Raw genomic sequence first — 25245 nt, forward strand, 5'->3', positions numbered from 1 at the left:
TGTCACGCGGTCGGCGGGCGGGTGGGCGCGGTGCGGGGTGCTGCGGTCAGGCGGCGAGTTCGCCGGCCTGGAGCTGCCAGAGGGATGCGTAGAGTCCGTGCTGGGCGACGAGTTCGTCGTGGGTGCCCTGTTCGGCGACGACGCCGCCCTTGTCCATGACGTAGATCCGGTCGGCGTGGCGGACGGTGGAGAGCCGGTGGGCGATGATGACCATCGTCCGGTCGGCCGCGAAGCCGCGGAGCGCGCGCTGGATGGCGGCCTCGGTCTCGTTGTCCACGGCGGAGGTGGCCTCGTCCAGGATCACGACCGGCGCGTCCTTGAGGATCGCCCGCGCCAGGGCGATCCGCTGCCGTTGGCCGCCCGAGAGCGCGGCGCCGCGCTCACCGATCAGCGTGTCGTAGCCGTCCGGCAGCGTCGAGATGAAGGTGTGCGCCTCGGCCGTCGTGGCCGCCTCGACGACGGCCTGGTCGGAGGCTCCGAAGCTGCCGTAGCGGATGTTGTCGGCGATGCTGCCGTCGAAGAGGAACGGGTCCTGGGCGACGAAGCCGACGGCGTTGCGCAGGTCCCGCCTCGGCAGGTCGCGCACGTCCCGGCCGTCGAGCAGCACGGCGCCGGACTCGGCGTCCTGGAAGCGCATCAGCAGCTTGGCGATCGTCGTCTTGCCGGAGCCGGTGGCGCCGACGATGGCGGTGGTCCGCTGGGCGGGGATCGTCAGCGACAGGTTGTCCAGCGCCGGCGGCCGGTCGGGGTAGGCGAAGGTCACCTCGTCGAGGACGATCTCGCCCCGCACCTTCCCGGCGTCGAGCGGCTCGCCCGTGCCATCGGTCTCGACGGGCAGGGAGCGCAGCCGCTGCACCCGGTCGTAGGCGGAGAGCGTGCGCTGGTACTGGTCGACGATGCCGCCGAGCCGGTTCATCCGCACCAGCACCATCTGGGGCAGCCCGATCAGCGGGCTGAACACCTCGAAGCGGAGGGTGCCGTTGAGGACCGAGCGGCCGCCGATCAGCAGGGTGCCCGCCATCGAGGCGGTGGTGCAGGCCCGGACGGTCTCGGCGTGGCGGATCGTGCTCCGGTCGGTCTGCCGGCTGCTCTCCTGGGCCGCCTCGCTCAGCCCGTCGATGCGCTCGGCCTCGTAGTCCTCGGTGCAGAAGCTCTTGACGGTGGCGCCGGCCTCCAGCGAGTTGATCACCTGGCTGCCCAGCCTGGCCCGGCGCTCGCCGGTGACGGCGTAGTCGGCCGCGACCTTCTCCTGGTGGTGGAGCGAGAGCCAGGCGATGGCCGGGATCGGCAGGAACGCGATCCAGGCGATCTGCGGGGCCAGCAACAGGAACACCGGTACCAGGAGTGCCAGGCTGGTGCCCAGTTGCAGCACGTCGTTGGCCGAGGTGGCGAAGAACGTGCCCAGCTGGCCGACGTCGTCGGTGAGCGCGCCGGCCACCCGGCTGGTCCGCTCGCCCTCCAGGTGCCGCAGTTCGAGGTGCTGCACATGGGCGTACGTGCGGCCCCGCCAGTCGTGCTCGATGTCCTGGCCGAGCCGGCGCCACTGGAGGTTCGAGGAGTACGAGAGACCCGCCACGGCGGCGCAGGCGGCGGCCACCAGCCCGGCCAGGCCCCAGAGTTGGGCGGACGCGGTGGTCAGTCCGAGACTGACCAGCGGTGCGGCCTCGCCCTTGATGAGCACCAGTGCCGTCCACCCGAGGAAGGTGCCGAGCGCCATCTCGGAGACCTGGCAGGCGACGGACAGTGCGGCGGCCCGGTAGAGCCGCCGCCGGTGCGGTCCCACGATCTCCAGCAGGGGGTGGCGTGCGGCGCCGGCTCCGGCTGCCGCTCCGGCCCCGGAGACCTCCCGGGTGGTGTCGACCGTTCCGTGCCAGGCCTTCCGGACCACGGCCGCCGTCGCGGCCGCGACCCCGCCGAGGGCCACCAGCTGCCTGCTCAGTGCCGAGCCGCGGATCAGCGCGACGCCGGCCGCGACCCCGCCGCCGACGGCGAGGACGGGGCGCACGACGAGGCCGCGGTCCGGGCGCGGGGCCGGTCCGGCGGCTGGGTCGGCCGGCGCCGGCCGACCCGGCCGGGTCGGACCCTCCGCAACCATGGCGACCGCCCTGCGGACGATCCGGCCAACGTCCGCGGCGCGCACCCGCGCGTCGTGCCGGACGAGGACCCCACCGGTGATCGGACTGGCCTGCGCCTCGGTGATCCCGGGGATGCGGCGCAGGGCGGCGGCGAGGAGTTCGGCCGCCCGGGGCCGTCCGAGAACCAGCTTGACGTCCCAGCGCTGGCGGCCCGGAATGACCGAGCGCGGGCTCACGTCCAAATCCACGGTGCGATATCCGGCTGCGGCACCCAGCAGAGATGGCATGTGTACGATCACCTGTTTGCGGAGGTCGCGGAAAGTTCCGTCAGCGGGCGCGGCGGAATACCGCGCACGGCGGATTACTGCGACGGAGTGGAAAGTGCGGGAGGAAAGCGATACGGCCGAAAGACCCGCGCCCGACCGCCGCACGGACGCGTCCTCCGGGGTCGGCCGGAGGACGGGCCCGGGCGGCGGGCCGGACCGCGGATCAGGGTGTCAGTGCACCTTGCCGGCACCCACACCGGCGGTCGCGCGGATCTTCGGGGCCCTCGTCTCGGACTCGGGCCGGACGGCGGTCTCGTCCTTCTCCCCGTTCGCGGGGGCACCGTCGGCGCCCCGGTGGCCATCACCGGCGACGATCTGCGCCGCCACCATGTCGGCGGCCACCTCGGCCGCGAGGTCGTGGATGTTCTCCCCGGCCTCGTGGGCCGCCTTCTTCACCTCCATGGCGATTCCGACGGACGTCTTGACGACGCCGCGCACCAGCGGCTTGAGGAGACGCTTGGCCAGTGGCGCGACGATGAGACCGACGAGGAACGGCGGGACTACGGGCGGCATGATGCTCCACCTCTCTACGCAGACGGATGACAGGGCCCCGGGTACTGCGAACTCCGGAGTACGCACAGCCGAGCGGACGGGAGCACCCTCTTCCGGAACTCCCGGCCCCCTTTTTTTGCCGGATTCCCGGCCGGGCCGAATTCCTCGTCGACGGGGGCACACCGCCCGCTCCTCCGCCACCGTAGTCCAGTCATGTCCATCGAGGCCAAACAGTCCCGGCGGGTTTCACCCGTGCGAGTGTTATCCGCACCCTCGGCCGCAACTGATGGCAGTACGCATACCCCCAAGGGAGGTTTCAGTCATATTGACATATCAATGCCGACCGCTTTCCCGGTGCCCGCCGAGCTCGCGCGCCACCCTCCGCCGCAGGGCGGGGAACGGCAGCCCGCCACCACCCAGCACCGCCTCGTGGAAGGCCCGCACGTCGAACCCGGCGCCCGGGCCGGCCTCCGCCCGGGCCCGCAGCCGGCCGAACTCCAGGAAGCCGGCGCGGTAGGAGAGCGCCTGCCCCGGCAGGTCGGTCGCGTAGCGCAGCAGGTCCGAGTCGATCTGCCTGTCCGCCTCGGTGGTGTTGGCGCGCATGAACTCCCGGGCCTGCGCGAGGCTCATCGTCCCGAGGTTCAGCCCGGTGTCGACGACCAGCCGCTGCGCGGTGAACCGCTCCTGGGCGAGGCGCCCGTAGGCGTCCCACGGGTCGTCGTAGAGGCCCGCCTCCCAGCCGAGGCCGGCCGCGTACTCGGCCCAGCCCTCGTTGAACGCGCCGAACCCGGCCACCTCACGCCGCAGTTGCGGCAGCCCGCGGTTCTCCGCCTGCCGGGCGAGGTGGAAGTGGTGTCCCGGCGCCAGCTCGTGGTAGATCAGGGAGGCCGAACCCAGGAGCGAGCGCCGCTCCAGGTCCGATCCGTTGTAGCGGTAGCGCCCGACCGGGCTGGCCGGGGTCGGCGGCTCGTAGTACCCGAAGGTCATCCCCGCCTCCAGCGCCGGGTCCAGCCGCGCCAGCCCGTACGGCGCGGCCGGCAGCACGGCGAACCACTGCGGCAGCAGCGGGGCGAGCCGGTCGAGGTGGGCGCGGTAGCGGGCCTCGACCTCCTCGGGCGTCCGGGCGTACAGCCGGGGCTCGGTGCGCAGCCGCTCGTGGAACCCGTCCTCGGCGCCCGGGAACCCGAGGGCGGCGCGGACCTCCCGCATCCGCTCGGCGAGTTCCCGGCACTGCTCGCGGCCCAGCTCGTGGAGCCGCTCGGGAGGTGTGTCGCCCCCGCTGTGGGTCCGGACGAACTCCCGGTACGCCTCCTCCCCGCCCTCGTACCGTGCCCAACCGACGGCCTGCGGCGCCTCGCGCAGGCCGGCCGGGTCGTCGAGGAGGGCGAGCAGACCGTCGAAGGCCGGGGCCAGCGCGGAGTCCACCAGCCGCCGCACCCCGTCCCGGAGCCGCCCGCGGTCGGCCCGGACCAGTCGGCCGAGCCTGCCGTCGTCCACCTCCGCGCGGCGCGCCACGGACGACCGCAGGCCGACGACGGTGGCGCGCGCACCGGGCAGGGCCGGGGCGGGCACCCGGAAACCGCGGGCGGCCTGTTCCGCCGTCTTGCCGGCGATCGAGCCGACCACCCGGGCCAGCTCGTCCAGCAACGACAAGTACCGCTCGACGTCCTGCCGTTCGGCGAAGCGGAACGGGCGCAGGACGGCGTCGGCGTACTGCGACAGCGGGAACAGCCGGTACGGCGTGGCCGCGGGCGTCAGCCAGTAGCAGCGGTGGTCCCGCAGCTCCTGCTCCGCCACCCCCGCGAGGAACGCCGCGGTGTCGGCGTCGACACCCGACAGCTCCGCGCCGTCGAGCGCCCGGACCCGGCCCAGCACGCCCTCCGCGAACCGGGCCCGCTCCTCGGCCTCGGCGGGCGACACCCCGGGGAGCGTCTCGACCGGGAGGTCCTGGCGCACCCTCAGCAGTGGATCGCGTTCCAGCAGGAACTCCCAGTAGCGGTCGGCCAGGTGGCCGACCTCCTCACCCGGTCCGTTCGTCCTCGTCCTCATGCGGCCAGTGTGGCGACGACCGGCCGCGCCGTCGCCCGGTCCGCGAAACGACGGCCGTGTTGTCCCCCGAACGGATGAGACGCTCCCGGCCGCCCGGGGCCGCACGAACCGCGACGGCCGCCCCAGGAGGCGGCTGCAGGGGTTCGAACACGCTTGCCAGGACGCCGAGTTGACTCGCCGGAGCCAAGGCGCGGTGGCACCATGACCCCATGTCGCGTCGCACCCTGCCGGTCCCCCTGGCGGCCGCCGTCACCGCCACGGCCGTCGCGGCGGCCGGCTGCGGGGGCACCGCCCGGTCCTCGACGAGCACACCGCTCGTCGACCACGGGACCGTCCGGATCGCCGGGTCCAGCGAGACCCCGAGCTTCGACCCGTACTCCACCTTCGGGGCCGCTCAGGCCCGTTACGCCTACGACTCGCTGGTCAACGTCGCCCCCGACGGCACCGTGGTCTCGGGCCTGGCCTCGTCCTGGCAGGCCACCACGACCACGGCCGTCTTCACCCTCCGCCCGGGCATCACGTGCTCCGACGGCACCCCCCTCACCGCCTCCGCGGTGGCCCGGGCACTGACCTACGCGGGCGACCCGGCCAACCAGCTCGCCGGCGCCCGGACCGTCCTGCCGGGCGTCCCCTTCACCGCGAGCGCCGACGACCGGGCCGGCACCGTGTCGGCCACCGCCGCCGCCCCCTTCCCCTTCCTCGTCCGCACCCTGGGCCTGCTGCCGGTCGTCTGCCCCGCCGGCCTCGACCGGCCCCGGTCCCTGGACCGCGCCACCCAGGGCACCGGCCCGTACGTGCTCACCCGCTACACCCCCGGCGGGCCGTACGAGTTCACCGTCCGCGAGGGCTACACCTGGGGGCCTGCCGGGGCGGGCACCGCGGAGCCCGGCGTCCCGGCCCGGATCGTCCTGTCGGTGGTGCCCCAGGCCTCCACCGCCGCGAACCTGCTGCTCACCGGTGGCGTCGAGATCGCGAGCGTGAACGGCCCCGACCGCGCCCGGCTCACCGGCCGCGGCCTGACCTCCGCCGACGTGGCCACCGTGGTCGGGCTGACCTTCTTCAACCAGCGCCCCGGCCGGCCCCTCGCCGACCCGGCGCTGCGCCGCGCCCTGGTGTCGGCGCTCGACCGCCAGGGCCTCGCCAACGTCGCCGTCGGCGGCACCGGCCGGCCCGCCACCGACTTCGGCGCCGAGGGAGCCGTCTGCCACGCCGACCTCGCCTCCGCCAACCTGCCCGCGCAGGACGCCGCCGAGGCCCTGCGCTCCGCCGGCTGGACCCGCGACCGCGGCGGCCCGCTGACCAAGGACGGCCGGCCGCTCCGGTTGCGTCTGATCACCAGCCCGGACCTCGGCCCGACCCTGCCGTCCGCCGCCGAGCTGATGGCGCGGACGTGGACGGCGCTCGGCGCGGACGTCAGGCTGGTCACCGAGAGCCTGCCCGCCCTCGTCAACGCCATGTACCGGAGCGGCGACTTCGACGTCGTGGTCGGCAGCACCCCGGGCTTCGCCCTGCCGGTCGGCTTCATCCCCTTCTTCTCCGGTCCCGCCCCCGCTCAGGGCCTCAACTTCGCGGGTGTCGCCAACCCCGAGTACGACGCCCTGGTCGCCCGGGCGCTCCAGGAGACCGACACCGCCGGCTGCGGCACCTGGAACCAGGCCTCCGCCGCCCTCCTCCGCTCGGCCGACGCCCTGCCGATCGCCGACGGCCGGAGCACCGTGTACGGCCACCGCACCACCTTCGCCACCACCTTCGGCGGCCAGATCGTCCCCACCAGCATCCGCCTGCACCAATGACCCGGGGGCCCGACGTGTCCTTACCCCACCTGCTCCGGCACCCGTGGACGGCGTTCCTGGGGCGCCGCACGGCCCGACTGCTCCTCTCCCTCGGGGTCGTGCTCACCGCGTCGTTCGCGATGGTCCGGCTGGTCCCGGGAGATCCGGTCCGCGCCGCCCTCGGCATCGACGCCTCCCCCGCCCTGGTAGCCGCCCGCAGGCACCAGCTCGGCCTCGACGCGCCCTTCCCGTCCCAGTTCCGGCACTACCTGGAGGGCCTGGTGCACGGCGATCTCGGCACCTCGCTGGTCACCGGCACCCCGGTCGCGGAGCTGGTCCGCTCCCGACTGCCGGCCACCCTGGAGATCGCCGGCCTGGCCTTCCTCGTCACCCTCGCCGTCGCCCTGCCCTGCGGACTGCTCGCCGCCGTCCGCACCCGGGACGGCCGGCACCCGCGCAGCGAGCTGGCGTTCACGGCGGTGACCGCCGGCCTGGCCGGGGTGCCGGACTTCGTCCTGGCGGCCGGGCTGACCGCGCTGCTGGCCGTCGGCCTCCAGCTGCTCCCGGTGGCCGGGGCGACGGGCGTCGAGTCCTTCGTACTGCCGGTGCTCGCGCTCTCCCTCGCGCCCACGGCCGTCCTGGTCCGGATCGTCCGGGTGGAGGCGCTGAAGGTGCTGTCCGAGGACTACCTGCGCACGGCCCGGGGGAAGCGCCTGTCCCCCGCCCGCCGCTACCTGCGGCACGCGGCGCCGAACATGGCGACCGCCTCGCTCACCGTCGCCGGCAGCCTGCTGCCCGCCATGATCGCCGGTACCGTCCTGGTCGAGCGGGTGTTCGCCTGGCCCGGCATCGGTTCGGCGATGGCGCAGTCCGTGACCGCCCAGGACTACCCGGTGATCCAGGCGATGGTGCTGGTCCTTGGCACCACCGTGCTGCTCTCCGGCCTCCTGGTCGACGTGCTGCTGGCGCTGCTCGACCCGCGTTCGGCGATCCTGGAGAGCTGAGGACCCGATGCCCCTTCCCACCCGGTACCGCCGCTCGCCCCTGGCCTGGGTCGCGGCGGCCATGCTGGCCTCACTGGTCCTGCTCGCGCTGGCCGCCCCGCTCCTCTGGGGCGCGGCCGCGGACCGCCCCGACCCCTCGGCGGTGCTGCAGGGCCCCTCGGCGGCGCACCCCTTCGGCACCGACAACCTCGGACGGGACGTGCTCGCCCGGGTCCTGACCGCCACCCGGCCCTCCCTGCTGCCCGCGCTGGCCGCCACCCTGCTCGCCGCGACCGCGGGCGTCCTGCTCGGCGCGGCCACCGCCGTCGTCGGCCCCCGCACCCGCCGGCAACTCGCCGCGCTGATCACCCTGCTGCTCGCCTTCCCCGCACTGCTGGTCGCGCTCTTCCTCGCGGTGGTGTTCGGCGCGGGCGCCGGCGGGGCGGTGCTCGCCCTCGCCGTCGCGGGCGTCCCCGGCTTCGCCCGGCTCGCCCAGACCCTCGCCGCCGGCGTCGCGGGCACCGACCACCTGGCCGCGGCCCGCGTACTCGGCCTGCGCCGGCACCGGCTGCTGTGGCGGCACGTGCTGCCCAACATCGCCGAGCCGCTGTTGCTGAGCACCACCACGGCGGCGGGCACCGCCCTCGTCGCGCTCTCCGGGCTGAGCTTCCTCGGCCTGGGCGTCCAGCCGCCCGGCTACGACTGGGGGCAGCTGCTCAACCAGGGGCTCGACCGGGTCTACGCCGACCCGCTGCCCGCCCTCGCACCCGGCCTGGCCGTCCTCTACGCGGCCGTGACCTTCCAGCTGCTCGGCGAGGTCCTGGCCGGCGACGTCGCCCGGCGAGACCCGGCACCCCGCACGCCCCCGCAGCCGGTCGCGCCATGGGGGTCCCCCCGGCCGAAGGCCGGGGGAGGGCCCGCCGAGGACGGCCTGGTGCTCCAGGTGGAGGACCTCGGCGTCGAACTCCCCACCCCGGAGGGCGTGATCCGGCCGGTGCGCGGCGTGAGCCTGTCGCTGCGGCCCGGCGAGATCGTCGGGCTCGTCGGCGAGTCCGGCTCCGGCAAGTCGCTCACCGCGCTCGCCATCGCCGACCTGCTCCCGGACCGGGCCCGGGTGACCCGGCGGACCCTCCGTCTGCACGGCAGTGACCTCGCCGCCATGACGCCGAAGGAGCGCGGGCACCACCTCGCCACCGGACTGGCGGTGGTCTTCCAGAACCCGGCGTCGGCGCTCAACCCGTCGCTGCGGATCTCCACCCAGCTCACCGAGACCGTCCGGGCCCATCGCGGCGCGAGCCGGGCGCAGGCGTCGCTGGAGGCCTCCGACGCCCTGCGCCGGGTCGCCCTGCCCCCGGCCGTGCTGCGCGCCCGCCCCCACCAGCTCTCCGGCGGCCAGCGCCAGCGGGTGATGATCGCCGCCGGGCTGATGGTGCGACCGGGCCTGATCATCGCCGACGAGCCGACCACCGCCCTCGACGTCACCGTGCAGCGGCAGATCACCCGGCTGCTGTCCGAGATCCGGCGGGACACCTCCGCCGCCGTCCTGTTCATCAGCCACGACGTCGCACTGGTGGGGGAGTTCTGCGACCGCGTGCTGGTGATGTACGCGGGCACCATCGTCGAGGCCCTGCCCGCCGACCGGCTCGCCACCGCTCCCCGGCACCCCTACACCCGGGCCCTGGTCGCGTCGGTGCCGGACCTCACGGCGGATCGCGACCGGCCGCTGCCCACCGTGGAGGGTGCGCCGCCCGACCCGCTCGCGCCGGCCCCCGGCTGTCCGTTCGAGCCCCGCTGCGCGCACAGCCGGGACCGCTGCGCCGAGCAGGCCCCGCCGCTGGAGGACCTCGACCCGCTCCAGCAGGTCGCGTGCTGGTACCCCGTCGCGGTGGCCGCGTCATGACCGCCCTTCAGGTCTCCGGCCTCACCGTCCGCCACCGCGGCCCGTACGGTCCGGTCACCGCCGTGGACGGCGTCTCGCTGGAGGTCCCGTCCGGGACCACGCTCGGGCTGGTGGGCGAGTCCGGCTCCGGCAAGTCGAGCCTGGCCCGCGCGATCGTCGGCCTCGTCCCCGTGCACGGGGGCCGGGTCCTCCTCGACGGGCGGGAGGTCCGCGTCCGCACCGTCCGTGACCGGCGCCGGCTCGGCCGCCTGGTCCAGGTCGTCCTCCAGGACCCGGACACCGCGCTGGACCCGAGGATGACGGTCCGCCAGACGCTCGCCGAGGCGGCCACCGTCTTCCACCGGCTCGACCGGCGGGCCCGGGCCGACCGCGTCACCGGCCTGCTCGAACTCGTCGGCCTCGATCCCCGGCTCGCCGACCGCCTGCCGCGGCAGCTGTCCGGCGGCCAACGCCAGCGGGTCGCCGTCGCCCGCGCCCTGGCCGTCGGACCCGGCCTGCTGATCGCCGACGAGATCACCTCGGCGCTCGACGTCTCGGTGCAGGCCTCCGTGCTCAACACCGTCCGCGAACTCCAGCGGCGGCTCGGCCTCACCATGCTGTTCATCGGCCACAACCTGCCCGCGGTCTGCCACGTCTGCGACACGGTGGCGGTCATGCGGCACGGCCGGATCGTCGAGACCGCCCCCACCGAGGCCCTCCTGCGCGCACCGCAACACCCGTACACCCGGACGCTGCTCGCCTCCGTGCCGAGCCTGGGGAGGCTCCGATGACCACCCGCCGACCGGACGCCGTCGTGGTCGGAGCCGGCGTGATCGGCTGCGCCATCGCCCTGGAACTCGCCCGGACCGGGCGTGGGGTGCTCGTCGTCGACAAGGCCGGCGCCGTCGGCCACGGCTCCACCAGCGCCTCCAGCGCGATCATCCGGTTCAACTACTCCACCTTCGACGGTGTCGCCACGGCCTGGGAGGCCCGGCACCTCTGGACGTCCTGGCCCGACCACCTGCGGCTCACCGGCCGCCGCCCGCTCGCCGCCTTCCACCGCGCCGGCGCCGTGCTGCTCGACTCCCCGGACACCGCGCCCGCCGCCGTCACCGCCCTGTTCGACCGCGTCGCGGTCCCGTACGAGCGGTGGGACGCCGCCGAGCTGCGCCGGCGCCTGCCCGGGATCGACGCCGGGCGGTACTGGCCGCCGAAGCCGGTGGACGACGACGCCTTCTTCACCGGCCCGACCGGCGAGCTCGGCGCCCTGTTCACCCCGGACGCCGGGTTCGTCGACGACCCTCAGCTCGCCGCCCAGAACCTCGCGGACGCGGCGGGCGAACTGGGCACGCGCTTCCTGTTCCACGCGACCGTGGCCGCCGTCGAACGGACCACCGACCAGGTGACGGGCATCCGCCTGGCCGACGGGACACGGATCGCCGCACCGGTCGTGGTCAACGCCGCCGGCCCGTGGTCGGGTGGCCTCAACCGGCTGGCGGGCGTCGGGGGCGACTTCACCGTCGGCGTGCGCCCGATGCGCGAGGAGGTCCACCAGGTCCCCGCTCCGGGCGACCGCGCCACCGGTCCCGTCGTCGCCGACCTCGATCTCGGCACCTACCTCCGACCGGCCCCCGGCGGCCGTCTCCTGGTCGGCGGCACCGAGCCGGAGTGCGACCCGCCCGAGTGGATCGACGACCCGGACGAGGCCGACCCCCGCCCCACCGCCCGTCGCTTCCGGACCCAGGTGACGAGGGCCGCGCGCCGCTTCCCGGCGATCGGCGTCCCCAACCGGCCCCTCGGGGTCGCGGGCGTGTACGACGTCGCCGACGACTGGACCCCGATCTACGATCGCACCGCCCTCGACGGCTACTACGTCGCCATGGGCACGAGCGGCAACCAGTTCAAGAACGCCCCGCTGGTGGGCCGCTACCTGGCGACCCTGATCGACCGGGTCGAGGCCGGCCACGACCACGACGGCGACCCGGTCCGCCACCGCTGCGAGCACACCGGCAACATCGTGGACCTCGGCGCCTTCTCCCGCCGCCGCCCGGTCCGGGCCGGCTCCGCGCGCACGGTCATGGGCTGATCGGCGGCCGGTCGACGGCTGGTCACCGGCTGGTCACCCGCAGCTCCCGCGCCAGATCCTCGACCACGCCGACCACGAACCCGGGCGCCTCGCGCGGGAAGTCGTGGCCGGTCCCCTCCGGCGTGTACACCAACCGGGACGCCGTCGACGCCGCCAGGTACCGGACCCTGGTCCGGAGGTAGAAGTTCCTGATCCGCTCGGCCTCGACCGCGTCCCGGGCGCCGGCCAGCACCGTCTCACCGCCGATGAGATCACGCGGTATCACCAGCACCAGCGGCACGTCCCCGAGATCCCCGTCGTACACCACGGTCTCCCAGCCCACCCCGGCCAGGCCGGACGGCGAGAGCTCGGCGAAGATCGACGCGGCGGCGCAGTGCGGGGCGGTCCGACCGCCGCGGCCGCGGTGCGCACCGAACAGATGCCGCACCGCCGCCAGCAGGAAGCTGCGGCGCATCCCCGTGATCAGCCGGTTGGACGGCGCGAAGGCGATGACCTCCAGGGGCGTCGGGTCCAGCAGCACCAGCCCCGCCACCAGATCCGGCCGCCGGCGGGCCGCGTTGGCGACCAGTAACCCGCCGAAGGAGTGGCCGACGAGCACGAACGGGGGCCGCTCCCCCGCCCTCTCCAACGCCGCCAGCAGCTCCTCCGCCTCCACCGCCGTGGTCCGCGGGAAGGGCCCGGCATCGCTCCAGCCCGTGCCGAACCGGTCGACCAGGACCGAGCGGGTCCGGGCCGCCGCCATCGCGTGCAGCTCCCCGAACTCCTCACCGGGCGCGTGTCCGCCGGGCATCCACACCACGGTCGGCCCGGCCGCCGCGTCCCCCTCCGCCAGGACGTGCATCCGGTGACCATCCACGTCGACCAGCGTCCCCGGCATCGGCCGCTCCCCCGCCTCGCGGGCCATCAGCACCACGTGCCGCACGGCCCCGGCCAGCATCACCACACCGGCTGCCACCAGCAGCCCACCGAGCGCCACCGCCCAGGTCGCACCGAGCCCGACGAGGCAGCCGCCCATCGCGGCCACCACCAGCGCGACCGGCACACCCGCCCAGTCCCGGCTCAGCAGTGCGAGCAGAGTGTTCGCCATCCGTCCGTCCCGGCGCATAGGTCCTCCGTGACAGCAGCATCCGACAACCGACCCCTGTCCGTGTCCTTCCCCGTCCACCCCCGCCCTCACCCCACAACCGCCCACCGGCGCGCACCGCGCACGCCGGGGAACCCTCGGTCATCGCCTCCCGGCCCGGCGGACGGCAGGACTCCGAGGACCGGCTCTGGTCCGTTCGGGTGACCCGTCTGGTCCCGGCTCCGTGACCGGCCGAAGATGGCGCCATGAGTGTCGACGACTCCGGTGCCGGGCTGCTGGTGACCAACGTGCACGTCTTCGACGGGATCGGCGAGGAGGCGGTACCGGGACACGTCCGGATCGAGCGGGACAGGATCACGGAGGTGGTGCCGGGCCGCGCCTCCCCGCGTGGCGCCCGGGGCGTGACCGTGCTGGACGGCGGCGGCCGCACGCTCATCCCCGGCCTCACCGACGCGCACGTCCACCTGTTCGCGATCGGCGCCACCATGGCGGAGCTGCAGCTCGCACCGACCGGCACCGTCTACTACCAGGCCCTGGCCGCGGCCCGCGACATGCTGATGCGCGGCTTCACCACGGTGCGGGACATGGCCGGCGACACCGAGCCGCTGCGACGGGCCCTCGATCGCGGGCTCTTCCCGGGGCCGCGGATCTACCCGAGCCAGGCGGCCGTCTCCCAGACCTCCGGCCACGGCGACTTCGGCGCCGTCTACGACACTCCGACCGCCCTCGGCGGGCCGCAGGCCCGGGCCGAACAGATCGGCTTCACCCGGGTGGCCGACGGGCCGGAGCGGGTCCTCGCCGCAGTGCGCGAGCAGCTCAGGAAGGGCGCGACGCAGATCAAGCTGATGGCCGGCGGCGGCGTCATCTCCGAGTTCGACCCGCTGGACGTGCTGCAGTTCACCACGGCGGAACTGGAGGCGGCGGTCGCCGCGGCCTCCGACTGGGGCACCTACGTGACCGTGCACGTCTACACCTCCGAAGGCGTGCGCCGCGCGGTGGAGGCCGGGGTGCGCTGCATCGAGCACGGGCACCTCGCCGACGAGGACACCGTCCGCCACCTCGCGGAGCAGGACGTGTGGCTGAGCACCCAGCCGTTCGAGGTCGACGACCACCACTACGCCTCGGCGGACAGCAACCGCAAGAACCGCGAGGTGTGCGAGGGCGTCTCCCGCACCTTCGCGTGGGCACGTGCGCACGGCGTGCGGCTGGCCTTCGGCACCGACCTGGTGCTCGACCCCGGGAACGGCCACCGGCAGAACGAGATGCTCGTCCGGCTCGGCGCCCACCTCAGCCCGGTCGAGGTCCTGCGCATGGCCACCTCCGGCAACGCCGAACTGTTCCGGCTGTCCGGCCCCCGCGACCCCTACCGCGCGGCACCGCTCGGGGTCGTGGCGCCGGGAGCGTGGGCCGACCTCCTGGTCGTCGACGGCGACCCGACCACCGACCTGTCCGTCCTCGCCGATCCCGAACGCCACCTGCGCCTCATCGTCAAGAACGGCGTCGTCCACAAGAACGAGCTGGACTGACCCCGCCCGCCAACGGCGGTGGCCGGCCCGCGATGCGCCGCCGCACTCCTGGGCCGATCGGCCCAGGCACGGCGTGCCTCGGCCGCCCCGGCGGGCGCCGGTGCAGGATCGGTGGCGCGGCGGCCCCGGGGCGGGGCCGCCCCCACCGCGCGAGGAGGGCCCGCCATGAAACCGTTCGACGACCTGCTGCTCCGGTCCCCCGGGTCCCCCGGGTCCGACGACACCCCCGGCACCACGGAGGCGGCGACGTGACCGCCGCAGCGAGCGGGGACGGGACGGGCGGCCGCTACGGCGAGGCCGTCTTCCGTCCCGAGCAGGCGGGCGAGGGCGAACGGACCGACCTCGGCGCGCTCGCCTACGACGACGTCACGATGGCGCGGCTGAGGACCCTCGGGGCCGGCCCGGGGTGGCACTGCCTCGACGTGGGCGCCGGCACGGGCACGGTCTCCCGCCGGCTCCTCGACGAGGCCCGGGTGGCAAGCGTGCTCGCCGTGGACCGCGACGTGCGTTTTCTCACCGGGCGGCCCGGGCTCGACCTGCTCGAAGCCGACGTCACCGCTCCGGACTTCGCCCCCGGCCGGTTCCGCCTCGTCCACGCACGCTTCGTCCTGATGCACCTGCCCGAGCACGACCGCCTGATCACCGCACTCGCCGAACTCCTCGTGCCCGGAGGCGTGCTGGTGCTCAGCGACGCGGTCGACCTGACGAGCGGGCGGACGCCCGGCACGCCGTACAGCACGGTGATGCGGGCGATGTGGCAGGGGCTGCGGTCCACCATCGGCACGGACGTCTCCTGGGTGCCGTCGTACCCGCACCTGCTGCGCCGAGCGGGGCTCCGGTCCGTCGCCGCCGAGGTCCACGTGCCGCCGCTGCTGCCGGGCAGCCCCATCAGCCGCTTCTGGGCGGACACGTGGGACCGGAGCAGAGCCGCGATGCGCGCCACCGGCCTGGTCGACGACGAGGCCGTGGACGCGGCGATCCGCTACCTGGACTCCGACGAATGCGCCGCACTGTCGGCCGGCATGCTCACCGCCTGGGGCTGGAAGCCCTAGGAACCCGCCGCCGGCCGGCGCCGCGGCGGGTCCGGGCTTCGGCGTGGGTTCAGCGCCGGGCTGTGCCGGCCGCCGCGGCGGGCTGGTCGGTGTCGCCGTGCCAGGTGGGCCAGCCGAGCAGACGGGGGCGCTCGGTGACCCAGGCGCGGGTGTCGGTGCCGATCTCGGCGGTGATGAGGTCCTCCAGCAGCGTGCTGTACCGGGCGACGAGGTCGCGGTGCGCGGGGTCGGCAGCGAGGTTGCGCGTCTCGGCGGGGTCCTCGGCGCGGTCGTAGAGGACGACGTCGTTGAGCGCGTACAGGGCCTCGGGGCTGGTCGGGCGGTTGGGGTTGAGCGGGGAGAAGTAGCGGCCGAAGGTGTACCGGGCGTCGGTGTAGCCGCGCAGGAAGCCGCGCTTGGTCCAGTCCGGCCGCAGGTCCCCGGACTGGATCCGCCCGGGAGCCTCGGGGTCGGCGAACTCGAACCAGAAGGAGGCGTCCAGGGCGGTGACCGACTCGATGGCGGTGAGCACGCCGTCGCGGACGGTGCCGCCGTCGAGCACCGGACGCAGGGAGCGGCCCTTGAGCGCGGGGGGGCGGGTGGCCCGCCCGGACGGGTCGACGCCGGCGAACTCCAGCAGGGTCGGGGCGATGTCGACGGCGGAGGCGAGGGCCTCGGTGCTCACCCCGCTCGGGAAGTCGGGGTGGCTGAGGATGAAGGGGACGTGGAGGTTCTCGTCGTAGACCAGGCCGCCCTTCTGACGCAGCCCGTGCGAGCCGGCCATCTCGCCGTGGTCGGAGGTGAAGACGACGACGGTGCGGTCGGCCTGCCCGGAGGCCTCCAGCGCGTCGAGGACCAGCTCGATGCTGCGGTCCACGTCGCGGATCGCGTTGAGGTAGAAGTTCAGGCCGTCGTACCAGTGCCGGTCGTCGGCGACCGGGCCGAAGACGGTGTCGAGCATCCGCGCGAACTCGGCCACCGCCGGGGCCGCGCCGGACAGGTCGTCGTGCAGGCTGGCGGGCAGGTCGAAGTCCCAGCGGCGCCGGTACACCGGGATGTCGGGGGCCGGCCTGGTCACGACGGCGTGGGCGAGGCCGAACGGGAGCTGCACCTGGGACGAGCCGCCGTAGTCGAAGCTCATGATGTCGTGCGGATTGACGAAGTTGACCGCCATGAACCACGGCTGGTCCGCCGCCACGACCGGGGCCCGGTTGCGCAGCCACTTCACCGCCTGGCCGGCGATGACCGGGTCGATCTTGAGCCCGGCCCAGGCACCGCCGTCGATGTCGCCCCAGTCGTTGAACTCGCTGAATCCGTAGGGCTCCAGCGCGTCCGTGGTGGGGCCGGGGTTCTGCGGGGTGACGTAGGCGTTCGACAGGTGCCACTTGCCCTGGTAGGTGGCGTAGCACCCGGCCTCGCGGAGCATCGTGCCGAGCGTGCCCAACTCCGGTCGGAGCGGGCGGATGTAGGGCATGTTGTCGTTGTCGTAGATCTCCGTCAGCGGTAGGTGCTGCCCGGTGTAGATGACGGACCGCGCGGAGCTGCACATCGCCGACGCGGTGTAGTACCGCTCGAAGGTCGTGCCCCGCTCGGCGAGCCGCTCCCGCGCGGGGAGCGTGAAGCCCTGCGGCCGGGGGATCGTGGCCCGCTCCTCGTCGGTGACGATCAGCAGGATGTTCGGACGACGTGTCATGGCCACCTGTCCTTAGGGGAGATGCCCCCACGTGCGCTGCGGGCGCACGGGGAGGACGCGGACGGCACGGAAGGTGCATGTCAGCCGAATCTAGGTTCTGCTCCCGCACGCCGTGCGCGAGGACACGGCCGGCCGGGTCCGTCCGGGTGAGCCACGCCGCCGGGTCGCGGTCTCTCCTGCCCGGCCCGGCCCGTCCGGGTGAGCCGGCCGGCCGGGACTCGGCCGGTCAGTGACACCAGCTGTTCAGGGACACCGGCCGGTCAGGGACACCCGCCGGTCAGGGGTGGCACAGGGCCTCGGTGAGGAGCTTGGCCGCCTCGGTGACGGCCTGGGAGAGGCGTGCGCCGGGGTGGCGGGTGAGCCGTTCGATCGGGCCGGACACGGAGACGGCGGCCACGACCCGGTTGGACGGGCCCCGGACGGGGGCGGAGACGGAGGCGACCCCGAGCTCGCGTTCGCCGATGGACTGCGCCCAGCCGCGGCGCCGTACGCCGCTGAGGGCCGTGGCCGTGAAGCGGGCGCCCTGGAGGCCCCGGTGGAGGCGCTCGGGCTCCTCCCAGGCGAGCAGGATCTGGGCGGCGGAGCCCACCTTCATGGGAAGGGTGACTCCGACGGGAACGGTGTCGCGCAGGCCGGAGAGCCGCTCGGCGGCGGCCACGCAGATCCGGATCTCGCCCTGCCGGCGGTAGAGCTGTGCGCTCTCGCCGGTGACGTCGCGCAGGTGGGTGAGGACCGGGCCGGCGGCGCCCAGCAGGCGGTCCTCGCCGGCGGCCGCCGACAGCTCGGCGAGCCGGGGTCCGAGGACGAACCGGCCCTGCAGGTCCCGGGCGACCAGCCGGTGCTGTTCGAGTGCGACGGCGAGCCGGTGGGCCGTGGGCCGCGCCAGGCCGGTGGAGGCGACGAGTCCTGCCAGGGTGGCGGGACCGGCCTCCAGGGTGCCAAGGATCGAGGTGACCTTGTCGAGCACGCCGACGCCGCTCGTGTTTTCCATGGGTGGGTACTCCGTCTCAAGTCCCGCGAGCAGCAGGTGGGCTCTGCTCACGGGGGCTCCGGGCGGGGAGCCGGGGGGTGTGGTCAGCGAGGGAAGGCCGAAGAGGTCGGCCGATTGCCTGCGCCGGGCACGAGACGGGTACGCGGAAGGGCCGGGGCGGGAAGCGCCCGGGCGAAGGACAGCACAGAGAGCACCGTGTCTCCTCATCTTTCCCGCGCCACATTGGCGACAGGCCGGAGTTGGCACTGATCCCGGTCGGTGCGGCGCACTTTGGACGCCGGGTCGACCGGGGAGTTGCCGGGGCTTCGTAGGGCCGGTCCCTCCACCCCTCTGGATGATTCGCGAGGAACGATACAAGACTTCCCGGGCGGCCCGTTAAACGGCCCCCGCCCCGGACGCGGGCGCCGCACATCCTCCGGGAGGCCGGCCCGGCGGGACCGGCCTCCGCGGAACGCCCCGCCCCACCACCCCGCGACCGCGCCCCGGCGGCCGTCCGACCGCCAGATCCGGCACCGTCCGACCGTCAAGCCCGGTGCGCCGTCAGACCGTCAGGCCCGGTGCACCGTCCGGCCCCCGAGCACGACGCGGACCGGCCGCAGCCGCGGCAGCTCGTCCGGCGGGCAGTTCAGCGGGTCCGCGGGCCAGAGGGTCAGGTCCGCCAGCGCGCCGGGCCGCAGGCTGCCACGCGTCGCACTCTCGCCGACCAGCCGGGCCGCGTCGACGGTGTGCAGCGCGATCGCCTCGGCCCGGGTGATCGCGTGCTCGGCGCCCTGCGCGCCGGCCACGGTCTGCCGGGTCGTCATGCCCCACACCGAGACCATCGCCCCGTAGGGCCCGACGGGGAAGTCGGAGCCGGCCGCGAGCAACGCGCCCTCGTCCAGCCACTCGCGCAACGGGAAGATCCCGCGGACCCGCTCGGCGCCCCAGGCCCGGATCTGGGCCGTCGCCGCATCGTGCAGCAGCGGGTACTGGACGGTGACCGGGATGCCGAGCGCGATCGCGCGCGATCGCTGGTCGGGGCGGGCCAGTCCGCCGTGCTCGACGACCAGGGTGCCCGGGGCCAGGCCGGGGCGGTCCTTGAGCACCTGCTCGAAGACGTCCAGCAGCGTACGGAGTCCGCGGTCCCCCCACGCGTGCACACCGACCCGCCAGCCGCGCGCGACCACCCGGTCGACCGCCGCGGCCAGCTCCTGCGGCTCCCAGAGGAGCGTGCCGTGATAGCACGGGCGGCCTTCGTACGGCTCGTCCAGCGCACCCGCCTCGATGCCGCCGTCGATGCCGAACTTGACGCCCCAGACGCTCAACCACGCGTCGCCCTCGGCGCGCCAGGGCTCCATCCGGTCGAGCAGCTCGTCCACCTGCCCGGGCGTGCGGGCACCGAAACCGGAGACCAGGGCGCGCACCCGCACGCTCAGTGCACCGGCCTGCCGGGCCGCGCGCAGCACGTCGAGGTCCTCCACCGGGACGAGGCAGTCGCGGACCGTGCCGATCCCCGTCGCGGCGTAGTCGGCGGACGCGGCCCGCAGGCCCTCGATCCGGTCGGCGAGCGCGGGGCGCGGCAGTACCCGTTCGGCGAGTGCGACCGCCTTGTCGACCAGCCGGCCGGTCAGCCGGCCCTGCTCGTCCCGCTCGATCACGCCGCCGGGCGGGGGTTCGGTGGCGGCGGTGATGCCGGCCAGTCGCAGCGCGGGGGTGTTGAGCACCATGTTGTAGGCGCCGCGCCGCACCAGCACCGGGTGCCGGTCGGTGGCCGCGTCCAACTCCTCGGTGCGGGGCAGGCGCTGTTCGGCGAGGTTGACCTCCTGCCAGTTGATCGTGGTGCGGATCCACTGCCCGGGGGGCGTGCTCGCCGCCCGCTCGCGGATCAGGCCGAGGAACTCGCCGAGGTCGCGGGCCCGGTGGACCGGCACGTCGTGGACGCTGTGCGCGGCGAGGATCAGATGGGTGTGGGTGTCGTCGAAGGCCGGCAGCACGGCGGTGCCGGGCAGGTCCAGCACCTCCGTCCCCGGGCCGGCCAGGTGGTCCAGGCCGTCGGCCGCGGCGGACAACGCGGTGATCCGGTCGCCGGTGACGGCCAGCGCACGACGCGGCGCCTCGCCGGGGACGAGCGTGTGGACGGTGCCGGACCGGATCAGCAGGTCGGCGGGGGCGTGGTCGGTCACGGCGGCGTCTCCTCCGGCGTCATGGCGCCTGGTCGGGCTGCGGGTTGGGGCTACGGCTTCGGACAGGGCTCCGGCTCGGGCTGTGCGGTGAGCCCCGGCTGTGCGGTGAGGTCCGGCTGCGTGCCGAGCCCCGGCTCGGGGTGCGTGCCGAGCCCCGGGCGCGACAGCCCGGTGAGCTGCTCGACGTGCCGGAAGCCGGGTTCGGCGAGCAGCCCGTGCAGTTCGGTGAAGACCGCGCGGGCCGCGACGGCGTTCCACTCCGGCGGCAGCAGCGGCGTCGGCAGTCCCGGGTCGAGGTAGGGCAGCCGGCGCCACTGGGTGAGCATCGGCACGTACGCGCGGAACGCCTCGACCGGCTCGATCCGCGGGTGCGGGCGCAGGCCGGCGGCCACCTGCCCCCAGTCCTCGGTGAACTCGGCGTACTGCGCCTCGATCGCCGGGAAGTCCCACCAGGAGCCGACCGCCGAGCGCAGTTCGGCGAACCCGGCGTACTCGGACAGGAAGAGGTGGACGTACGCGCTCAGCCCGAGCCGTTCCAGCAGCCGCCGGGCGTCCGGCAGCACCCGGGCGGGTGCCAGCCAGACCCCGGGGGCGGCGTTGCCGAAGCCGAGCCAGCTCAGCCGCGAGCGCAGCTGGTGGCGGCTGGCCCGCTCCGACTCGGGGACGGAGAAGACCGCGACCACCCAGCCGTCGGCGAGTTCGGCGGGTGCCAGGCTGTGGAAGATCCGGCGGTCACCCTCGTCGAAGACCGGGCCCATCTCCGGGCTCAGCCGGTAGCCGGTGCCCTCGCGCCGCTCCTGCAGCAGGGTGCCGGCCTTCTTCAGCCGCGAGATCGCCGACCGGACGGCGGGCGCGTCGACGTCCAGTTCGGCCATCAGCGCGATCAGGTCGGCTATCGAGATCCAGCCGCCGAGCCGCCGGACGAACTCGCCGTAGATCGTGTGGATCAGGGAGCTGGGGCGTGACGTGTTCTCCGGCATGGCGGCCCTCCTCCCGTCGTGGCCGCTCCAGCCGGCCGTCCGGCGTGATCATACTGTCGGAGCGCAGCCAAGTGGTCCGGACGGCGGCGCGGCGGGCGGCTGCGGGACTGCTGCCGGTGGCCCGGACACCGGTGCGGCGGGCGTCGGCCCCTGGGCCGGTGACGTGCTCCCGGCGTAGTCACCGGAGAGCAACGCCCCCGCCCCGGGAGCGAAGGCTGGCAGCCCGAGCGCGCGCAGCAGCTGGTGGACGGTGCAGATCGCCGCGGAGACCACCGGCTTGCCGAGCTGCTGCTCGGCCTCCTCGACGGCCGCCAGCGACGGCATCTGCACGCAGGCGGAGAGCACCACGGCGTCCGCGTCCGCGTGCGCCAGGCGGGCGGCGATCCCGGGCAACCGGGCCGGGTCGTGGGCGGCGACCGCCAGGTTGTCCGGGATCTCCAGGGCCGCGTGGTCGATCACCGTGATGCCCTCGTGCGCCAGGTAGTCCACCACCGTCCGGGCGAGCGGTCGCAGGTAGGGCGCGACCAGCGCGACCTTCTTCGCCCCGAGGACGTGCAGCCCGGCCACCAGGGCGCCGGCGCTGGTCACCACCGGCGCCGGTGCGCCGTTCTCGACGGTGCGCCGGTGCAGCCGCTGCTCGGACTCCCGGTGGTAGCCGGGCCCGGTGCTCATGACCGCCACCAGGCAGGCGTAGCCGAGCACGTCGACCCGGGCGTCGGAGAGTTCGAGCGCGCAGCGGTCCGAGTCCGTGTCCATCGCGCGCAGTTGCTCGGGGGTGACCCTGGTCATCCGCATCCGGCTGGAGTGGAAGGTGAAGCGCTCGGGGGCGACCCTCTCCCTGGCCCGCAGCAGGGCCGGGACCTCGGTCTCCATGGTGACGTTGGAGCTCGGGACGATCTGGCCGATCCGGTAGGTGGTCATGCGCCCGCCCCTTCGTCGTCGGGCCGCAGGCCGTGGGCGAGGGCGTCGTGGCCCCGGGCGTCGTGGCCGGCCCCGTAGTCGGCCCCGTAGTCGGCCTCGTAGCCTGCCTGGTGGCCGCGGGCGTCGACGACCGGGTTGGCGAGCGTGCCGATCCGCTCGACGGTGGCCTCCACCAGGTCGCCCGGCTGCAGGAACTGCGGCGGGACCAGGCCGGCGCCGACGCCGGACGGCGAACCGGTGGCGATCACGTCACCGGGCTCCAGGGTCATGCCGGAGGAGATGTCGGCGATCAGCCGGGCGACGCCGAAGAGCATGTGGCGGGTGTTGGAGTCCTGCTTGGTCACGCCGTTGACCTTGAGGGAGAGACCGAGGTTCTGCGGGTCGGGGATCTCGTCGGCGGTGACCACGACCGGCCCGAACGGGCAGTAGGAGTCCTGGCCCTTGGAGAAGAACCACTGCCCGGAGCGGCGCTGGTCGCGCGCGCTGACGTCGTTGACGATGCTGTAGCCGAAGACGTGCCGCAGCGCGTCCGCCTCGGTGACCCGGCGGGCGGTACGGCCGATCACCACGGCCAGTTCGCACTCCCAGTCGAGCTGCTTGGTCAGGTCGGCGTTGTGCAGGATCGGCCCGCCCGGTCCGGTGACGGCGGTGGCCGGTTTGCCGAACAGCACCGGGCGGTCGGGCAGTTCGCGCTCGGTGTCGAGCGAGCGGTGCGACTCCTCGACGTGCTCGACGTAGTTGAGGCCGACTCCGACGATCTTGCCCGGGCGCAGCGGCGCGCAGAGCGTGACCGCGGTGAGCGGCAGCCACGCGTCGGCCGGTGCCGCGGCCAGCAGCGCGCGGGCGGTGGCCAGGGCGGGTTCGCCGGCCCGGATCAGCGCTGCCAGGTCGCCGGGCAGCGCGGCGCCGGCCGCGGCGGCGAGCGCGGCCAGGTCGGCCACGCGCTCGCCGGTCCGCGCGCCGAGGCGCGGCGTGTCGCTGCCGCCGGTGCGGTAGCTGAGCAGGTGCATCGGAAAGCTCCTTACGAGAGGACGGCCTGGTGGCCGCCGTTGTCCGGGTGGGCCTCCTCGCGGTACATGCCGAGCGAGCGCATCACCGGGAAGTCGTTGAACGAGAAGAGGCAGGCGTCCTCGCCCGGGTCGGAGTTCGCGTGCTCGTGCCAGGCCCAGGACGGGACCACGAAGATGTCGCCCTGCTGCCACGCGAAGCGCTGCCCGGCGATCACCGAGACGCCTCGGCCCTTGGCCGCGGTGTAGACGACCGAGCCGGTGTGCCGGTGTGCCAGGGTGGCCTGGCCCGGGCGCAGCAGTTGCAGGTGGGCGCTCATGGTCGGCATCACGGAACCGCCGGTGACGGGGTTGGCGTACTCCATGATCACGCCGTCGTACGGGGACCCTTCGCCCGTCCGGGCCAGCCGGCACAGCGCCTCGTAGCTGGGCTCCCAGGGCCAGCCGAGCAGGGGGGAGTACGGGCGGCTCCACTGCTCGACCCCGTACGGCAGCAGGGTGCCCGCGTAACGGAGCAGCGAGGAGTTCACCACCGTGCCGGGTTGCTGGTAGAGGTCGGGGTGGACTTCGTAGAAGCCGGCGTCGAGCGCGTTGACCAGCGGGATGTCCAGCCCGTCCTGCCAGATCACCGGTTCGTCCGAGGCCTCGTTGCCGTGCTCGTGCCAGGTGTTGTTGGGCGTGATCGCGAAGTCGCGCGGCCCGACCTTGAGTTTCTGGCCGTCCACGATCGTCCAGGCGCCGGTGCCCTCGTGGACGAAGCGCAGTGCGGCGGCCTGGTGGCGGTGGGCGGTCATCGCCTCGCCCGGGCCCATGATCTGCAGGCCGGTGTACAGCAGGCCGACGGCCGCGCTCAGTTCACGCCGGCCGGGGTTGACCAGCATCACCACCCGGCGTCCGGCGTCGTCCGCCCGGACCAGCGGCAGTGCCTTGCGGACCAGCGGTGCCAGGTCCGCGTAGCGCCAGAGCACCGGGACGGACTTGGGCTGCGGGTACCAGGGTTCGATCTCGTTCGCCACCGTCCAGAGCGCGCCCGCCTCCTGCTTGGCCAGCTCCTCGTAGTAGGCGGCAAGTTCGGGGCTGTCCCCGACCCTGGCCCGGCCCAGCCGGGTGTCGTCGTAGTCGTTCACGCTTCCTCCTGTGGGGTGCCGCTCTGCTGCTCGGGGTAGGGCCGGTGGCCGTCGGGCCGGGCGTGGTCGGGGAGGTGGCCGCCGGGGAGGTGGCTGTCCGGGAGGTGGACGGGCCGGTGCGGGCGGTTGTCGACGTGCAACCGGAAGACGTCGAACCGGTTGTAGTGGCCGACGATGTCGTGCATCTGCTTGGGCTGGACGCATCGCGCGAGGTCGATCTCGGCGTAGACGATGCCCTCCTCGTCGACCAGTGGCTCGGTGACCGGGCGCCCGTCCGGCCCGAAGACGCCGGAGAGTGCGGCGCGCGGACGGGCGAGCTGCTTGCGCACCTGCGGGTCGTCGCCGGCCACCAGGTCGACGATCTCGGGCGAGATCGTCGAGCAGGACACCACGGTGAACACCTTGCCCTCGAAGCAGTGCGCGGCCGCACGCAGCGCGATGGCCTCCGCCATGTCGTAGTCGTCGGGCGCCACCGGCAGCGCGATGTAGCTCGCGGCGTGGACGAGTTCGCCCTGCGCGAGCAGGGTGAAGCGGGCCAGCGGGTTGGTGTTCTCACCGCAGGCGAGCGCTCCCAGCGGGCCGACCGGCGTGCGGTGCACCACCAGTGAGCTGCCGTCACCCGGGGCCCAGGTCAGCTTCTCGGCCCAGGTCGGCACGAGCTTGCGGTGCACGCCGAGCAGCCGGCCGTCCGGGCCGATGGTGAGCAGCGTGTTGTACAGCGTGCCCAGGCCGGGCCCGCCGCGTTCGTTGACGCCGATCACCAGGACCACGCCGGCCCGCCGGGCGGCCGCGCACAGCGCCTCCACCTGCGGGCCGGGGACGTCGACCGAGGCGAGGTAGAGGCGCTCGAACCAGGGCGAACCCTGGACGGGGTTCATCGTCCAGTTCCAGTAGGGGTAGCCGGGCACGAAGACCTCGGGGAAGACCACCAGTTCGGCGCCGTGCTCGGCCGCCTCGGTGATCAGGGCGACGGCCTTGTCGACGGTGGCGTCCGGGTCCAGGTAGACGGGGGCGGCCTGGACGGCGGCGGCGGTGAAGCGGGGCAGGTGGGGCATCCGGTC

The 25245-nt window shown here is 74.5% G+C and carries 19 protein-coding genes and 1 riboswitch; of the genes, 7 read left to right on the forward strand and 12 right to left on the reverse strand.

Features of this window, described 5'->3' with window-relative positions:
• Window positions 1-46 precede the first annotated feature (46 nt).
• The 3 genes from J5Y04_RS22435 to J5Y04_RS22445 all read right to left on the reverse strand — a co-directional run bounded on the left by J5Y04_RS22435 (window position 47) and on the right by J5Y04_RS22445 (window position 4942).
• Window positions 47-2311 carry an ABC transporter ATP-binding protein gene (locus J5Y04_RS22435; RefSeq protein WP_307853241.1) on the reverse strand — a complete coding sequence of 755 codons (2265 nt, stop codon included), beginning with the start codon at window positions 2309-2311 and terminating at the stop codon, window positions 47-49.
• A gap of 261 nt (window positions 2312-2572) precedes the next feature.
• Window positions 2573-2914: a DUF5132 domain-containing protein gene (locus J5Y04_RS22440; protein ID WP_209413880.1), complete on the reverse strand. Its 342-nt coding sequence runs from the start codon at window positions 2912-2914 to the stop codon at window positions 2573-2575.
• 312 nt (window positions 2915-3226) lie between these two features.
• Window positions 3227-4942, reverse strand: a complete 1716-nt coding sequence (locus J5Y04_RS22445) for a DUF885 family protein (RefSeq protein WP_209413881.1) — start codon at window positions 4940-4942, stop codon at window positions 3227-3229.
• Between the two features lie 209 nt (window positions 4943-5151).
• Between J5Y04_RS22445 and J5Y04_RS22450 the strand changes: the two genes are divergently transcribed.
• Genes J5Y04_RS22450 through J5Y04_RS22470 form a run of 5 tightly spaced genes read left to right on the forward strand, consistent with a single transcriptional unit; the run spans window position 5152 to window position 11662 of the window.
• Entirely contained in the window at window positions 5152-6735 is a 1584-nt protein-coding gene (locus J5Y04_RS22450) for an ABC transporter substrate-binding protein (protein ID WP_209413882.1), read from the forward strand.
• A gap of 14 nt (window positions 6736-6749) precedes the next feature.
• Window positions 6750-7718: an ABC transporter permease gene (locus tag J5Y04_RS22455; RefSeq protein WP_307853242.1), complete on the forward strand. Its 969-nt coding sequence runs from the start codon at window positions 6750-6752 to the stop codon at window positions 7716-7718.
• 7 nt (window positions 7719-7725) lie between these two features.
• Window positions 7726-9597 carry a dipeptide/oligopeptide/nickel ABC transporter permease/ATP-binding protein gene (locus tag J5Y04_RS22460; RefSeq protein ID WP_245205214.1) on the forward strand — a complete coding sequence of 624 codons (1872 nt, stop codon included), beginning with the start codon at window positions 7726-7728 and terminating at the stop codon, window positions 9595-9597.
• Complete coding sequence (locus J5Y04_RS22465; RefSeq protein WP_209413884.1) at window positions 9594-10367, forward strand: ABC transporter ATP-binding protein; 774 nt, start codon at window positions 9594-9596, stop codon at window positions 10365-10367. Before J5Y04_RS22460 ends, J5Y04_RS22465 begins: the two co-directional genes overlap by 4 nt.
• The gene (locus J5Y04_RS22470) at window positions 10364-11662 is read left to right on the forward strand and encodes an FAD-binding oxidoreductase (RefSeq protein WP_209413885.1); all 1299 of its coding nucleotides are present in this window, start codon (window positions 10364-10366) and stop codon (window positions 11660-11662) included. The genes J5Y04_RS22465 and J5Y04_RS22470 overlap by 4 nt, the downstream gene beginning before the upstream one ends.
• A gap of 22 nt (window positions 11663-11684) precedes the next feature.
• Here J5Y04_RS22470 and J5Y04_RS22475 read toward each other — a convergent pair whose 3' ends face one another.
• Window positions 11685-12749: an alpha/beta fold hydrolase gene (locus tag J5Y04_RS22475; RefSeq protein WP_209413886.1), complete on the reverse strand. Its 1065-nt coding sequence runs from the start codon at window positions 12747-12749 to the stop codon at window positions 11685-11687.
• A gap of 242 nt (window positions 12750-12991) precedes the next feature.
• On the opposite strand from J5Y04_RS22475, the gene J5Y04_RS22480 reads away from it, so the two are divergent.
• Window positions 12992-14272, forward strand: a complete 1281-nt coding sequence (locus J5Y04_RS22480) for an amidohydrolase family protein (RefSeq protein ID WP_209413887.1) — start codon at window positions 12992-12994, stop codon at window positions 14270-14272.
• 248 nt (window positions 14273-14520) lie between these two features.
• Window positions 14521-15324, forward strand: a complete 804-nt coding sequence (locus J5Y04_RS22485) for a class I SAM-dependent methyltransferase (RefSeq protein WP_209413888.1) — start codon at window positions 14521-14523, stop codon at window positions 15322-15324.
• Window positions 15325-15373: 49 nt separating this feature from the next.
• Here the strand turns inward: J5Y04_RS22485 and J5Y04_RS22490 are convergent, their stop codons facing one another.
• The 8 genes from J5Y04_RS22490 to J5Y04_RS22525 all read right to left on the reverse strand — a co-directional run bounded on the left by J5Y04_RS22490 (window position 15374) and on the right by J5Y04_RS22525 (window position 25239).
• Window positions 15374-16996, reverse strand: a complete 1623-nt coding sequence (locus tag J5Y04_RS22490; RefSeq protein ID WP_209413889.1) for a sulfatase-like hydrolase/transferase — start codon at window positions 16994-16996, stop codon at window positions 15374-15376.
• A gap of 277 nt (window positions 16997-17273) precedes the next feature.
• On the reverse strand, window positions 17274-17987 hold the full coding sequence (locus J5Y04_RS22495; RefSeq protein ID WP_209413890.1) for an IclR family transcriptional regulator: 714 nt from the start codon (window positions 17985-17987) through the stop codon (window positions 17274-17276).
• A 200-nt stretch (window positions 17988-18187) separates the two neighbouring features.
• A riboswitch (SAM riboswitch) is annotated at window positions 18188-18328 on the reverse strand.
• A gap of 207 nt (window positions 18329-18535) precedes the next feature.
• Complete coding sequence (locus tag J5Y04_RS22500) at window positions 18536-20149, reverse strand: amidohydrolase (protein ID WP_209413891.1); 1614 nt, start codon at window positions 20147-20149, stop codon at window positions 18536-18538.
• Between the two features lie 50 nt (window positions 20150-20199).
• On the reverse strand, window positions 20200-21129 hold the full coding sequence (locus tag J5Y04_RS22505) for a PaaX family transcriptional regulator C-terminal domain-containing protein (RefSeq protein ID WP_209413892.1): 930 nt from the start codon (window positions 21127-21129) through the stop codon (window positions 20200-20202).
• Between the two features lie 48 nt (window positions 21130-21177).
• Window positions 21178-22050, reverse strand: a complete 873-nt coding sequence (locus J5Y04_RS22510) for an Asp/Glu racemase (RefSeq protein WP_305852858.1) — start codon at window positions 22048-22050, stop codon at window positions 21178-21180.
• Window positions 22047-23060 carry a fumarylacetoacetate hydrolase family protein gene (locus J5Y04_RS22515; RefSeq protein WP_209413893.1) on the reverse strand — a complete coding sequence of 338 codons (1014 nt, stop codon included), beginning with the start codon at window positions 23058-23060 and terminating at the stop codon, window positions 22047-22049. The genes J5Y04_RS22510 and J5Y04_RS22515 overlap by 4 nt, the downstream gene beginning before the upstream one ends.
• An 11-nt stretch (window positions 23061-23071) precedes the next feature.
• Window positions 23072-24184 (reverse strand): cupin domain-containing protein, encoded by a 1113-nt coding sequence (locus J5Y04_RS22520; RefSeq protein WP_209413894.1) that lies wholly within the window; start codon window positions 24182-24184, stop codon window positions 23072-23074.
• On the reverse strand, window positions 24181-25239 hold the full coding sequence (locus J5Y04_RS22525; RefSeq protein ID WP_209413895.1) for a carbon-nitrogen hydrolase family protein: 1059 nt from the start codon (window positions 25237-25239) through the stop codon (window positions 24181-24183). Before J5Y04_RS22525 ends, J5Y04_RS22520 begins: the two co-directional genes overlap by 4 nt.
• Between the last annotated feature and the right edge of the window lie 6 nt (window positions 25240-25245).

It is taken from the genome of Kitasatospora sp. RG8 (assembly GCF_017813315.1).
Classification (GTDB): domain Bacteria; phylum Actinomycetota; class Actinomycetes; order Streptomycetales; family Streptomycetaceae; genus Kitasatospora.